The following is a 14302-nucleotide window of genomic DNA, read 5'->3' on the forward strand; positions in this document are numbered from 1 at the left end:
TGCGCAACTGTGCACTTTGGTTCCCTTGCACGTGCTCGGGCGCGGATGATAGGAATAGGAAAACATGCTTAATACTGGAGCCAACATGTCCGATTTCCCTAGCAGCTTTGACAAAGACGATCTTCTCAAATGCGCCCGCGGCGAGCTGTTTGGCGAGGGCAATGCCCAGCTTCCTGCCCCGCCCATGTTGATGATGGACCGCATCACCGATTGCTCCGGCGATGTTGGCGCGCATGGTAAGGGTCACATCGTGGCAGAGTTCGATATCACGCCTGACCTGTGGTTTTTCGATTGCCACTTCCCCGGCAATCCGATCATGCCTGGCTGTTTGGGTCTGGATGGTTTGTGGCAGCTCACAGGCTTCAATCTGGGCTGGCGCGGCTGGCAAGGACGCGGCTATGCGCTTGGTGTGGGTGAAGTGAAGCTCAAAGGCATGGTGCGTCCTGATCGTAAACTGCTGACCTATAAGATTGATTTCACTAAGGCGATTCAGACGCGTCGTTTGACCATGGGTGTGGCCGATGGGATCGTCGAGGCAGATGGTGAAGTGATTTACGAAGTGACGGGGATGAAGGTGGCTTTGAGCGAGAGTTGATGGGGAAATCTTCCGTCAAGAAGAACCATCTCTAGGCATGTCTTAAAAGGACAATTTTTTCATTATTTGCATCTTTATTTTGGTTGCCAATACTCAGCCCAGATGTGATCTATAACGTCTTTCAAAAGGTCTGTGTTGAGCATGTTCAGGTCTACCAGAAGGCCACAGCAGATCTGAAAGACCATGACTGGCACGAAAATGACCTTTAAGACTTCAACCTATCAAAAGGTTTCTTAGGAAAGATTAACATTCCCAGCATCAATCTGAACAAGAGCCTTTTTGGAAATGCTCTGTTCAATGACTTTTAGGACAATGCTGGGTACTATTTTTTGTCAAGTGACAAGCGAAGCGGCTTTGTTTTTGGTCAGGATGACAATGACGTCAATCCAAACTCAAAATGCATGCTGGCCTGTCAGGCAGAGGCACCGAAGCTTATCGAAACTTGGGCAACAGAGCTATTTATCGGCCAAGACTTAGAAAGCATAACGGGGAGCCTTTCACGACCGTAAACCTGCACAAAAATTTGCAAAAATTTCCGCTCGCGTCAGCTCATTTTCAGGTTTCCGTCATAGGTCTTATACCTAATTAGTAACGCTTTAAAAAACCGCCGCTCGCTGCTTTTTTTCGAACATAAGACCACGCCACAAACCGACTAACTTTCTGACCCTGCGCCATATCGATAACATCATACTCAACCTTCGCCCTTTCCAAGATCCGCCGAAGCGGCGCAAGGCTGTCCTTTTTGGATACCAATGACGTGAACCAAAAACACTGATCCGCAAACGCACGACTTTCCTCGATCATCCGCGCGATGAATTTTATCTCGCCCCCTGGGCACCAAAGCTCTGCGTGTTGCCCACCAAAATTGAGCGTGTCCGACACTCCTTTCCCAAGGTTCTTCCACTTCCTCTGGGTGCCTTTCATCGCCTGCTCTTTCGAGGCGTGAAACGGTGGATTGCATAGCGTAACATGGAACATATCGTCAGGCGTGATCACCCCTTTGAAAATTTTTTTGGATGCACTTTGATGTCGCAAATCAATTCCTAACTCATTCAGATCGTTAATTTTCTGCGCTGATGCGAGCGCCCCTGCATCGATATCCACGCCCGTAAAATCCCAGCCATACGCGCTTTGACCGATAAGCGGGTAGACCAAGCTGGCACCTGTGCCGATGTCCAATGCTTTGATCTTGCGCCCGGACGGGATTTTTTGACCATTATCGCGCGCGAGCAAATCCGCGAGATGATGGATGTAGTCAGCGCGTCCCGGAATCGGGGGACACAGGTAATTGGCAGGAATGTCCCAAAACTCGACATTGTAATAGGCTTTGAGCAACGCGCGATTGAGCATGCGCACCGCTTCGGGGTTTTGGAAATCTATCGTCGTCAAGCCCGTTGGGTTGCGGATCGTGAACACCTCAAGCTCTGGCACATGCTCTAACAAACGCGCGAAATCGTATCCGCCGATATGTTGACTACGAGGGTGCAGGGTCGATTTGCGCGCCATGAGACACCTTTAAAAGCTGGATACTGAGGGGCAGCCAAATCACTCTGATCGTGAAATGGCAATTGAAAACCCCGTTCTAGTCCTTCCTTATCCGCGCCCCACTCTTATCCGCAAACGCAGCCAAACGCGCCCGCGCATCCGGTTGCGTGTTCACAACGCCCGCAACCACCGCCTCTGCGTAGGCCGCATCCATCGCGGACATATTTTGCATGTGGCTCACCGCAGAACAGATCGCGAAGTTGGACAAAGGCAAGTTCTCTGCCGCGCGATTGGCCAGTTCCATTGCCTTGTCAAAGCTCGATCCATCAACACGGTACTGCACCAAACCGACCTCTTCAGCCTCAGCCCCAGAGTACACACGCCCCATCAGCATCATGTCGATCATCCGAGCTTTGCCGACCAGATCCGTCACGCGGATCGTCGCACCACCTCCTGTGAACAAACCGCGCTGACCCTCTGGCAAAGCAAAATAGGTCGTTTCATCCATCACGCGCACGTGCGCGGAACTCGCTAATTCCAAACCGCCACCAACAACAGCACCGTGCAGAGCCGCAATAATCGGGACGCCGCCATATTCCATCTTGTTGAACGCCTCATGCCAGCGCAGGCACAGGTGCATGAACTCCGCAGGGCTGCGATCCGCATCGTGGTGTTCAACTAAATCCAGACCCGCGCAAAAATGATCGCCGGCCCCTGCCAGCACAATTGCACGCACACCCGCAAGCGGTGCCAAGGAAAAGAAATCCACCATTTCTTCAATCGTCGCACTATCAAGCGCATTGCGTTTTGAAGGACGGTTCAAGGTGACAACCCAAACGTCATTTTCGTGCGCTTCCAACGTGAGATTGGTGAAATCAGCGGGATTGATCTGGGGTGCCATCAGCCTGTCCTTACATGCGCAAAACTCAATAACATTTGCGTAACTGGCCAAATTGACCCCGACAAGATTGCAGATACCACTGCGACGCACCGTCACTTTCGCGCGTGCTCTCCCCCTTGCACCTGCGCCCTGCTCTGCCCTACATAGAAGCAAGAGATTAAAAAGGGAGTGCGCCATGCGCCGTGTCGTCGTCACAGGTTTGGGAATCGTATCCAGCATCGGCAACAACGCAGATGAGGTTCTAACCTCTCTGAAAGAAGGCCGCTCTGGCATCACTGCCAATGAAGACATGAAAGAGCACGGCTTTCGCAGCCAAATCGCGGGCGCGATCGATCTTGATATCAAGGATCACGTGGACAAGCGCACATTGCGGTTCATGGGGCCAGGGTCTGCCTATGCCCATATCGCAATGGGTCAGGCGATTGCTGATGCGGGACTTACTGAGAAAGAGATCATCAATCCAATGACAGGCTTGATAGCAGGCTCTGGTGGTCCATCGACCTCTGCCATGCTCGCCGCGCATCAGGTTGTGTTGAAATCCGGTGCGACGAAACGCATTGGTCCTTTTGCCGTACCCAAGACGATGTCTTCGACAGTCAGCGCGAACCTCGCGACAGCGTACCAGATCAAGGGCATGAATTTCTCGATCACCTCTGCGTGCTCAACATCTTTGCACTGCATCGGCATGGCGGCGCAGCAGGTTGCACTGGGCTTACAAGACACGATGTTTGCGGGCGGCGGTGAAGAGCTTGATTGGACTTTGTCTTGTCTCTTCGACGCGATGGGCGCGATGTCCTCGAAATATAATGACACGCCTGAGAAAGCGTCCCGCGCCTTTGATGCGAACCGCGATGGGTTTGTGATTGGTGGCGGTGGCGGCATGGTTGTGCTGGAGAGCTTAGAAAGCGCACAGGCACGCGGCGCAAAAATTTACGCAGAGGTCACAGGCTTTTCCGCGACGTCCGATGGCGCTGACATGGTTGCGCCGTCTGGTGAAGGCGGCGAACGCGCGATGCGCGGGGCTTTGAAAACACTTCAGAGCGATCGCAGCGTCAGCTACATCAACGCGCATGGCACATCCACGCCAATTGGCGATGTGGGCGAGATCGAAGCAGTGCGTCGGGTCTTTGGCGAAGGCACAACACCTCCGGTCAGCTCAACCAAATCGATGACAGGTCACTCGCAAGGCGCAACAGGCGCGCAAGAGGCAATCTACTGCCTCCTCGCCCTACAAAACGATTTCATCATCCCGTCGATCAATGTGGAAACGCTTGATCCTGCGTTAAACGCTGCTGAAATCGCAACCACCCGCGTTGACAACGCAGGACTTGATACGGTGATGACCAATTCCTTCGGATTTGGCGGCACCAACGGCTCTATGCTGCTTAGCAAATTTCACGGGTGATCTGATATGACAGGCTCTATGCACGGCAAACGAGGCCTTATCATGGGCGTTGCCAACGAACGCTCGATTGCGTGGGGCATTGCCAAAGCGATGGCAGAGGCGGGCGCCAAACTGGCGTTTACCTATCAAGGAGAAGCATTCGGCAAACGCCTAGAGCCGCTGGCGGCCTCCGTTGGTTCCGACTTCATGGTCGATGTAGACGTCACCGATGATGCCTCGCTCGACAACGCGTTTGAACAACTTGGCAAACGCTGGGACAGCATCGACTTCGTGGTCCACGCGATTGCTTATTCGGACAAGAACGAACTCACGGGCCGCATCCTCAACACATCACGTGAAAACTTCAAAAACTCGATGGATATCTCCGCATATTCCTTAATCGAAGTTGCACGCCGCGCGCACCCAATGATGGTCGACAATGGCGGCACGATCCTGACGCTCACTTATATGGGCTCAACCCGCGTTACCCCGAACTACAATGTCATGGGCGTGGCGAAAGCGGCGCTAGAATCCACTGTACGTTACCTCGCCAACGATCTCGGCCCTGAGGGTATCCGCGTTAACGCGATCAGCCCTGGCCCAATGAAAACCCTTGCAGGTGCGGCCATTGGCGGCGCACGCAAGACCTACAAGCACACGGATCAAAACGCACCTTTGCGCAGCAATGCGACACTAGACGCGGTCGGCGGTGCTGCTGTCTTCCTCGCTTCCGATGTAGGTGCTTGCACGACAGGTGAAATCGTCCGCGTTGATGGTGGCTTTCACGTCTTGGGGATGCCACAACAAGACAACCTGTAAAGCTTCACCTTTCGAAATTAACTTTGGGGGAGCCCGCGCGGCGGGCGGGGGCTAGCCCCCTCTTTCGAATTTTCGTCGAGAATTCGCGCCCCTAAAACCACTGTCCCAGTTCCATCAAACCCAAATCCAGCAGTTGGCGGGAATGCCACTCAAACGGCGCAGAATTGTGCCACTTGAAAGTTTGAATATCAAACGATGAACCTGGGTTGCGTTTCAACGCCTTGGCAGTGCGAAACGACATGATCGCCGCAGACAGGTTGTGATGCCACTCACAAGCATGTGTATTGTATTCTGGCACATTAAACGTGTGGTTCGCACGGCAGTTGCAATCCCTTTTGAGATCTAAACAAAGACACACGGTCTATCTTGCGGCTGGCCTCTGTCACATGCTCTTCATAGCGCCAACGCAATCCGCCAAAAAAGTCGAGCTGTCGTTCCTCAGGCCATGTCGTACCCGGCTTCATACGTGCCAAAGCATAATAGCCGGATCGATCCATATGCGCATGCTCAAGCGAGACCGCATTGGGAAAGGTTTCCAAATCATCCGCATAAAGATCGACGACATAGGTCATTACGCTCGCACGGCGCTCTTCTGCGTTAAAGCCGATCATTTCTCCAACGCTGCGGGTCTCACAAAACGGGTAAAAGAGATACTCAGCGTTATAGCAGTAGTAGAGCCAAATATCAGGTGCAGCCGCGACAACCTGATTCACAGCCTCTTCCAACGTCCCATCACGGGTTAAATCATATGAAACCCGATGCACGATATCGACCAAATCAGTCGGCAAATCAAAAGCATCTGGCATCATAGCAATCACATGTTTGAAGCCACAATCAATGTGGTGTCGCACAGTCGTGCCAATTTCGACATCGTCTTAGATAAAGATCAACGCAACGGGCCCTTTAACAAAGACCTCTTTTGCACCAGAGATGAACTTTTGAGCGACGAATACCGCGACACACCAAATTCCCTATCTTCTACCAATCCAGCTAGAATCGGCCATTTGTGCATGCATTGCAAGCGCCCAGCGTTTTGATGTAACACGCGCGAGACCCGCGCACCGCGCGCCCCTCATTCTAAAGGCGTTTTACCATGGCAGAGACTAAGAAACTCTTTATCAAAACCTACGGCTGCCAGATGAATGTCTACGATTCCGAACGCATGAGCGAAGCCTTGGGGGCCTCAGGCTACACAGAGACCCAAACCCCCGATGATGCGGACATGATTTTGCTCAACACATGTCACATCCGCGAGAAGGCCGCAGAAAAAATATATTCAGAACTCGGCCGGATGAAATCGCTTAAGACCGCCAAACCCGATCTCAAAATCGGTGTCGCAGGCTGTGTTGCGCAGGCGGAGGGTGCAGAAATCATGCGTCGCCAACCCGCCGTCGATCTAGTTGTTGGCCCGCAAAGCTATCACCGCCTTGCAGAGATGGAAGTCAAAACCCGTCGCGGCGAAAAGGCGTTGGATACAGATTTCCCGATTGAAGACAAATTCGAAGCCCTCAAAAATCGCCCTAAAGCTCTTCGTGCGCCAGCGGCTTTCCTGACGGTTCAGGAGGGCTGTGACAAGTTCTGCGCCTTCTGCGTCGTGCCTTATACCCGTGGTACCGAAACCAGCCGTCCAGTGCAGCGCATCGTCGAAGAAGCAAAGAACCTCGTAGAGCGTGGCGTGCGCGAGATCACCTTGCTCGGGCAGAACGTGAACGCCTATCACGGGACTGGCCCTGACGGAAATGAATGGGGCCTCGCACAGCTTATTTGGGAACTCGACAAAGTCGATGGTCTTACGCGCATCCGCTTTACCACGTCGCACCCCAACGACATGAAAGATGACCTGATCGACGCACACGCGCATTGCGACAAGCTGATGCCTTATCTGCACTTGCCTGTGCAATCCGGCTCTGACCGCATTTTAAAGCGCATGAACCGCTCACACACGGCGGACAGCTATCTGCGTCTTATCGAGCGGATCCGCACTGCGCGTCCTGACATTCTTATGTCGGGTGATTTCATCGTGGGCTTTCCCGAAGAAACCGAAGAAGACTTCCAAGCGACGCTCGATCTGATCAACGAGGTGCGCTACGGCTATGCGTACTCGTTCAAATATTCGACCCGTCCGGGCACACCCGCAGCTGAGCGCTTACAAGTAGAAGACGCGGTCGCCGCTGAACGCTTGCAACGATTGCAAGCTTTGGTCACGCAGCAGCAGGTCGAAATCCAGAACAGTATGGTAGGCCGCGATGTGACTATCTTGGTCGAAAAGCAAGGTCGCGACCCGGGCCAAATGGTCGGCAAGTCAGAGTATCTGCATGCAGTGCATATCAACGACTGCGACGCGGCCCCCGGCGACTTGGTCCAAGCACGCATCACTGAAGCAGTCCGAAATTCACTCGCTGGGGCGATGATCTAACCCAACTCCGGGCACGCCAACCCTTTGAGCCGGTTTGGCTTTTCTCGCACCTGAGCCCCACAGTTCCCTAAAAAACACGACAACATTCGAATCGCTGACCTGCATTCAGATCAAAGAATCCAGCGAACCCCTGTGCAACTCCCACCTTCAGGTACACGTCAGCCGAATTTACCCTTCGGAAGGGTAAATTGGCGCGCTAAGATACCCTTTTGTCGGCACATTAAGCTTCACACGAGGCCATTACTTGGTAAGCTGTAAATATATAGTGGGATGCAGAGCAAGTACACCGCGTATATGGCTACACTCTGGGGGAATTAAGGACGATGGTTGTGGTTAAAATGCTTTCCAAAGCACTTCGTATCGTTGCAAAAAGTGCTGCTACTCTAAGCGTGAGTGCCATCGCATTCACAACGGCGGCGTCTGCTCAGCAGTATGGTACACAACAATATGGCAACGCTCAGGGCGTTGCGACTGCTATTCAGGGAGCTGCGACGGGCAATACACGCACGGTTCTGGGCGAGCGCTACATTCCAAACATTTGGGTTGATGCCGATGGGTACGAGCGCTGGGTGATGGTGATGAAGGCTACATGACGCCGCACACCAACCGCCAAGGTATCCCGGTCTGCCGCTTTGGTAACGTCTGTGGCGCGATGAACCCTGATCAGTTCTTCTCAACCGACAGCCAACACATTAGCTGCTCTGGCCAGCAGCATTTGATGAATTTTTTCCCTAGCTCAAAAGCGTCGGCCTACATCATTGCAGGTCATACGGACAGCCACGCCTCAGACGACTATAATATGCATCTCTCTTACAATCGCACCGCGACAGTAGAGCACGTAGCGCTGGTGTTCCTGTTCCAGATGTGCGCGGCTACGGTGAGCGCTTGCCAATCGCGAGCAACAAATCTCGCTTCGGCATGTCCAAGAACCGTTGTGTTGAAATCATCTGCGTGCGCTGAGGAGATGACAAAGAAACTCGTAAAAATCACCCTCGCGATTACTGCTGTCACTGCTTTTGCCGCCTGCGAAGGCCGAACAGGAGCTGACAAAGGCATTGACCTTGGAACCGACACTAGAGATCTAAGCCAGTTAATTGCTGGTATCTGGGTTGATCCAAACGGATGCGACTACTGGATCATCGACTATGGTGTTGAGGGCTACCTCTCTGCACGTCTCGACAAATACGGCAAGCCGGTTTGCTCTGGCGCGGCCTCTGCAAACGTTGCAACTGGTAACTTCAAAGGCGGCGCGACAAGCATTATCGGGGACGTGCTCTGATCCAGAACGGCATCTTTGAAACACAAACAAACCACGGACATTTCACCTGCGGCTTTTTTACGTCCTGCCCCGCACTATATATACCCCAGCCAAACCTAAGGAGCGCTGCGTGACCGCACCCGAACTATCTCCGGATCTACCAACATCTGCCGAAGCAATGGTGGAATTTCCCGATAATCGCCTGCTGATTGATCTGTGTGGTGAATACGATAAGAACCTCGCCCAGATTGAAACGGGCACTGATGTTGAAATCATCCGCCGTGGCAATCGCTTGGTTGTCATGGGCGAAGCCGACGCACGCGCAGCAGCTATCGAGGTGCTCGGCACGCTTTATGCGCGTTTGGAGGATGGCAAATCTGTAGAGGCCGCTGACATCACAGCTGAGCTGCGCATGGGCCTGGCCCCACGGCGCAAAACCGATGACGTCGAGTTTCAAGCGGAACTGTTTCAAAGCGATCACATCGAAATTAAAACCCGCAAGAAAACCATTCAAGCGCGTACCGATGCGCAGAAGGCCTACATCACATCGCTGTTTGACAATGAGCTTGCCTTTGGCATCGGCCCTGCAGGCACAGGCAAAACCTATCTGGCGGTGGCTGTTGGCGTGGCAATGTTCATTGGCGGCCATGTGGACAAAATCATCCTGTCGCGTCCTGCCGTAGAAGCCGGTGAAAAGCTGGGCTACTTGCCGGGGGACATGAAAGACAAGGTCGATCCATACATGCAGCCGCTCTACGATGCACTCAATGACTTCTTGCCCGCGAAACAACTGACCAAGCTGCTAGAAGACAAACGCATTGAAATCGCGCCGCTTGCTTTCATGCGTGGCCGAACGCTCTCCAACGCTTTCGTAGTTCTTGATGAAGCACAAAACGCGACAACAATGCAGATGAAAATGTTCCTCACGCGTCTTGGCGAAGGCTCTCGCATGGTGATCACAGGCGATCGCACCCAAATCGACCTGCCGCGCGGCGTACCCTCTGGTCTCTCGGACGCGGAACGTTTGCTCAACAAGATCCCGTCCATCAGCTTCAACTATTTCACTTCCAAAGACGTGGTGCGCCACCCGCTCGTCGCTGCGATCATCGAAGCCTACGAGGCGGATCATGAAGCCATGCTCGCACGCAAGAAAACCTGAATGTTTTCATCTTTCCAAATAAACTTCGGGGATCTGGGGGCTGGCACTCAGCTTGACCTGCGTCCGGGGGCTGGCCCTCAACCTGTTCATTCAAAATGTTGACAGACACCATCATCAAAGACAGCCGTTGGCAAACCGTGGATCTCGCAACGCTCGCTGAAACAGCTGCGCGTCAAACGCTCACCCAACTCAACCTCGATCCCACGGTGTTCGAAATCGCCATTCTCGCCTGCGATGATACACGCATCGCCAAGTTAAATACCGAGTTCAGGGACAAACCGACGCCCACCAACGTACTATCTTGGCCTTCTGATGAACGCGCTAGCGATATCAACGGTGCACGCCCAGAAAAACCTGTCCTCCCAATGGATGCAGAGCTCGGTGATATCGCCATCAGCTATGACACCTGCGCGCGCGAAGCTCAGGTCGCGAACAAGGCGCTCACTGACCACGCCACCCACTTAATCATCCACGGCGTGCTTCATTTGCTCGGGTATGACCATATACGTGACCTTGATGCCACTTTGATGGAACAAACAGAGGTGTTGATACTTGGCACGCTGGGTATAGGTACCCCATATTAACAACATTCGGCGCATAGAGCGCCGCTATCACAAAAGGATTACAGCGCGCCATGGGCGACAAAGACGGCTCCTCTATCGCAGCGCAAAGCGCGCATCAAAGTGACGACGAGCACACACAAGACACCGCTCCAAACGAGACAGGCTTTTTTTCACGCGTGATCTCTGCGCTTAGCCCATCGCAAGACGGAGGCGAACCAGAGCTCGGAGCAATCCCAAACACCCCGCGCGCGCAACCGCATGGCATGATCAATCTGCGCCGTATGCGGATCGAAGACGTCGCTATTCCGAAAGGCGACATCACCTGTGTTCTGCTTAGCGCGACCAAAGAAGAATTGCTTGAGGTTTTCAAAGACAGCGGCTTGACCCGTTTGCCGGTTTACAATGGCACGCTCGACACCCCGCTAGGATTTGCTCATTTGAAAGATTTCGCGCTGCTGCACGGCTTTAACAGCAAAGATACAACCTTCGACATGCAAGCTATGTTGCGGCCCCTGCTTTATGTTCCGCCATCTATGCCCATCGGAATTTTGCTGACCAAAATGCAGACAGAGCGTCGGCATATGGCACTGGTGATTGATGAATATGGCGGCGTTGATGGTTTGGTGACGATTGAGGACCTCATCGAACAGGTCATCGGCGAAATCGAAGACGAACACGACACTGAAGAGGCTGAGCTGTGGACGTTAGAAAAGTCAGGTCAATATCTGGCGCAAGCCAAAGCGCCCTTGGATGAATTCGAAGATGCTATCGGCATTCACCTCACTGAAGATGATGAGATCGACGCAGAAGAGATAGAAACCCTTGGCGGTTTGGTCTTCATGCTCGCAGGTCATGTGCCCGCACGCGGCGAAGTCGTGCGTCACCCTGCGGGATATGAATTCGAAGTGATCGACGCTGACCCGCGCCGCATCAAGCGTCTGCGCGTGCGCCTTGCACCGCCTCCAGCCGAATAAATCATGAGTCCGCACCGCAAGCATTTTGCACTTTGTGTTCTTGCGGGCCTCAGCTTTACGAGTGCGCAAGCACCGCTTGGTATCTGGCCCGGCGTTTTGTTCGGTTTCGCCCTCTCGGTCTGGTTGCTACGCGCCAGCGCCTCCCCCCGCCGCGCGCTTTGGACAGGGTGGAGCATTGGCGCAAGCTATTTTGCAACCTCGCTGATCTGGATCGTCGAACCCTTCCTAGTGGATTTCGCTGCAACCGCGTGGATGGCCCCGTTTGCTTTGTTTCTCATGGCCAGCGGACTTGCCTTGTTTTGGGCTGTGCCTTTCTGGGGGGCCGCCAAGCTCGGCAAACCTGTCACCATATTGGCCCTTTGGCCCCTTGCAGAATATGCGCACAGCGTATTGTTCTCGGGGTTTCCATGGGGATTGAGTGCCTACGCTTGGGTCGACACGCCCATCGCGCAGATTGCAGCATGGCTTGGCCCTCACGGACTTGGTGCGCTCACTTTGGCGCTCGCGGCTTTACCCGTTTTCGTCGGGCTACGCCTTGGCGGCGCGCTGGGACTTGCGGGCTTGCTTGGTTTAGCAGGCTTGGGGTTGATGCGCCTTGGCGACACGCCGCCACAGACCGATGATGCGCCAATCATCCGGCTCACCCAACCCAATGCGCCACAACATCAAAAATGGGACCCTGACTATGCACCCATTTTCTTTCGCCGCCTCACACTCGCCACCGCAGCCGCCCCACGCCCCGATTTAGTCGTTTGGCCGGAGACGTCACTGCCAACCTGGCTCAATGATGCCGACCAAGCCTTGGAACTGATTACAGACGCCGCAGCAGGCGTACCCGTTCTAATCGGCGCTCAAAGATACGAAGGCCTGCGCGCCTATAACAGCCTCGCTTTGCTCGATGAAGCGGGCCGGATTAGCCAGATCTATGACAAACATCATCTTGTGCCTTTCGGAGAATATCTTCCCTTAGAAGCGGTTTTTAGCAAGTTTGGCATGGGTGTTTTGGCGGAAACCTATAGCGGCTTCACCCCCGGTGCAGGCCCTGCGCTGATAGATCTCGGGCCCATCGGCAAGGCCTTGGCCCTGATTTGCTACGAGGCTGTTTTCCCACATCAAATGACCAGTGCTGACGGGCGACCGCGGTTCTTATTGCATGTCACCAATGATGCGTGGTTCGGCACGTGGTCGGGGCCTTACCAACATCTCGCGCAAGCGCAATTTCGCGCGATTGAGCAAGGTCTGCCACTGCTGCGCAGTGCCAATACGGGAATCACCGCTTCAATCGATGCCAATGGGCAGATCCTAAGCAGTTTGGCGCTTGGCAAAAGCGGATATTTGGACGCGGCGCTGCCACCGCGCTTTACCCCAACCCTTTATGCACGTTTCGCAGACATACCTGCGCTCTTGATCCTACTCGCTCTCTTTTGTGTCACAATTTTGCCTTACCGATCGCCGAAACGTTGACGCACGGATCAAGCAGATCTAAGGGATACTAAAGACTGCCACAACGGCTTCCTGACGTGGCGGATAAATCTACTGGAGCATTATCCATGACACGTCAAAACTACACCTTCACCTCGGAGTCCGTCTCTGAAGGTCATCCTGATAAAATTTGCGATCGAATTTCCGACGCCGTTCTCGACGCGTTCCTTACAGAGGAGCCCGAAGCACGCGTTGCTGCAGAAACTTTCGCCACGACCAACCGCGTCGTCATAGGTGGTGAAGTGGGGTTGGCCGATCAATCCAAGCTCAAAGAATACATGGGCAAGATCGAAGATATCGCGCGCGCTTGCATCAAAGATGTGGGCTACGAGCAAGACAAGTTTCACCATGCAACGGTCGAAATTACCAACCTTTTGCATGAGCAATCTGCACACATCGCGCAAGGTGTTGACTCAAGTGCGAATAAAGATGAAGGCGCTGGCGATCAAGGTATCATGTTCGGCTATGCAACGAGCGAAACAGACGCGCTTATGCCCGCGCCAATCCAGTACTCCCACGCGATCCTGCGTCGTCTTGCAGAGGTGCGCAAGAACGGCACCGAACCAACTCTTGGGCCTGACGCGAAGAGCCAACTGTCTGTAAACTACAAAGACGGCAAGCCCGTTGGGGTATCCTCTATCGTTTTGTCCACTCAGCACCTTGATGAGGATATGACATCCGATGATGTACGCACAGTTGTTGAACCCTACATTCTTGAGGTTCTGCCTAATGGTTGGATCACGGATCTAACAGAGTGGCACGTAAACCCAACAGGGAAATTTGTAATCGGTGGCCCTGACGGCGACGCTGGCCTCACTGGCCGCAAGATTATTGTCGACACCTACGGCGGCGCGGCTCCTCATGGTGGCGGCGCGTTCTCCGGCAAAGACCCTACCAAGGTTGACCGCTCCGCCGCTTATGCCGCGCGCTACCTCGCGAAGAACGTTGTTGCGGCTGGCATGGCTAAACGCTGCACAATCCAGCTATCCTATGCGATTGGTGTGTCCAAGCCGTTGTCGATCTATTGCGACACATTCGGGACAGGCCAAGTTCACGAGACCGCAATAGAAAAAGCGATTGAACAGTGCATGGACCTGACCCCACGCGGTATTCGTGAGCATCTGCAAATGAACCGTCCAATCTATGAGCGCACGGCAGCCTATGGTCACTTCGGTCGTGAGCCTGATGCTGATGGTGGTTTCTCTTGGGAGAAAACTGATCTGAGCGAAGCGCTTAAAGCGGCGGTCTAAATTCCTTTTCAAAACG

At 53.7% G+C, this 14302-nt stretch carries 12 protein-coding genes, 2 pseudogenes and 1 riboswitch; of the genes and pseudogenes, 11 read left to right on the top strand and 3 right to left on the bottom strand.

Going from position 1 to position 14302, the window contains the following annotated elements:
- Window positions 1-85 precede the first annotated feature (85 nt).
- The gene (gene fabA / locus QZ280_RS09210) at window positions 86-595 is read left to right on the top strand and encodes a bifunctional 3-hydroxydecanoyl-ACP dehydratase/trans-2-decenoyl-ACP isomerase (protein ID WP_293443743.1); all 510 of its coding nucleotides are present in this window, start codon (window positions 86-88) and stop codon (window positions 593-595) included.
- Between the two features lie 585 nt (window positions 596-1180).
- Here the strand turns inward: fabA and rlmF are convergent.
- A complete protein-coding gene (rlmF, locus tag QZ280_RS09215; RefSeq protein ID WP_293442995.1) occupies window positions 1181-2101 on the bottom strand; it encodes a 23S rRNA (adenine(1618)-N(6))-methyltransferase RlmF in 921 nt (306 codons plus the stop codon).
- A 76-nt stretch (window positions 2102-2177) separates the two neighbouring features.
- Entirely contained in the window at window positions 2178-2981 is an 804-nt protein-coding gene (locus QZ280_RS09220) for a crotonase/enoyl-CoA hydratase family protein (RefSeq protein ID WP_293442998.1), read from the bottom strand.
- 175 nt (window positions 2982-3156) lie between these two features.
- Here QZ280_RS09220 and QZ280_RS09225 point away from each other — a divergent pair, with 175 nt between their 5' ends.
- Window positions 3157-4386 carry a beta-ketoacyl synthase N-terminal-like domain-containing protein gene (locus tag QZ280_RS09225; RefSeq protein WP_293443000.1) on the top strand — a complete coding sequence of 410 codons (1230 nt, stop codon included), beginning with the start codon at window positions 3157-3159 and terminating at the stop codon, window positions 4384-4386.
- A gap of 6 nt (window positions 4387-4392) precedes the next feature.
- The gene (locus QZ280_RS09230) at window positions 4393-5184 is read left to right on the top strand and encodes an enoyl-ACP reductase (protein WP_293443003.1); all 792 of its coding nucleotides are present in this window, start codon (window positions 4393-4395) and stop codon (window positions 5182-5184) included.
- Between the two features lie 91 nt (window positions 5185-5275).
- Here the strand turns inward: QZ280_RS09230 and QZ280_RS09235 are convergent.
- A pseudogene (locus tag QZ280_RS09235) lies at window positions 5276-6116 on the bottom strand (hypothetical protein).
- Window positions 6117-6277: 161 nt separating this feature from the next.
- On the opposite strand from QZ280_RS09235, the gene miaB reads away from it, so the two are divergent.
- From miaB to metK, 8 genes and pseudogenes are all read left to right on the top strand, one after another.
- Window positions 6278-7600, top strand: a complete 1323-nt coding sequence (gene miaB / locus QZ280_RS09240) for a tRNA (N6-isopentenyl adenosine(37)-C2)-methylthiotransferase MiaB (protein ID WP_293443005.1) — start codon at window positions 6278-6280, stop codon at window positions 7598-7600.
- Window positions 7601-7938: 338 nt separating this feature from the next.
- Window positions 7939-8560, top strand: a pseudogene (locus QZ280_RS09245) (OmpA family protein).
- Window positions 8561-8564: 4 nt separating this feature from the next.
- Window positions 8565-8879, top strand: coding sequence for a hypothetical protein (locus QZ280_RS09250; protein WP_293443008.1), 315 nt, complete (start codon window positions 8565-8567; stop codon window positions 8877-8879).
- A gap of 157 nt (window positions 8880-9036) precedes the next feature.
- Window positions 9037-10017 (top strand): PhoH family protein, encoded by a 981-nt coding sequence (locus QZ280_RS09255; RefSeq protein WP_293443746.1) that lies wholly within the window; start codon window positions 9037-9039, stop codon window positions 10015-10017.
- Between the two features lie 95 nt (window positions 10018-10112).
- Window positions 10113-10601: an rRNA maturation RNase YbeY gene (ybeY, locus tag QZ280_RS09260; protein WP_293443011.1), complete on the top strand. Its 489-nt coding sequence runs from the start codon at window positions 10113-10115 to the stop codon at window positions 10599-10601.
- 50 nt (window positions 10602-10651) lie between these two features.
- Window positions 10652-11554 (top strand): hemolysin family protein, encoded by a 903-nt coding sequence (locus tag QZ280_RS09265; protein WP_293443014.1) that lies wholly within the window; start codon window positions 10652-10654, stop codon window positions 11552-11554.
- A 3-nt stretch (window positions 11555-11557) separates the two neighbouring features.
- Window positions 11558-13018 carry an apolipoprotein N-acyltransferase gene (gene lnt, locus QZ280_RS09270; RefSeq protein ID WP_293443017.1) on the top strand — a complete coding sequence of 487 codons (1461 nt, stop codon included), beginning with the start codon at window positions 11558-11560 and terminating at the stop codon, window positions 13016-13018.
- Between the two features lie 32 nt (window positions 13019-13050).
- Window positions 13051-13098, top strand: a riboswitch (SAM-SAH riboswitch).
- A gap of 6 nt (window positions 13099-13104) precedes the next feature.
- Window positions 13105-14286 carry a methionine adenosyltransferase gene (gene metK / locus QZ280_RS09275; protein ID WP_293443020.1) on the top strand — a complete coding sequence of 394 codons (1182 nt, stop codon included), beginning with the start codon at window positions 13105-13107 and terminating at the stop codon, window positions 14284-14286.
- Window positions 14287-14302: the final 16 nt, after the last annotated feature.

The organism is Planktotalea sp. (assembly GCF_018607995.1).
Classification (GTDB): domain Bacteria; phylum Pseudomonadota; class Alphaproteobacteria; order Rhodobacterales; family Rhodobacteraceae; genus Planktotalea.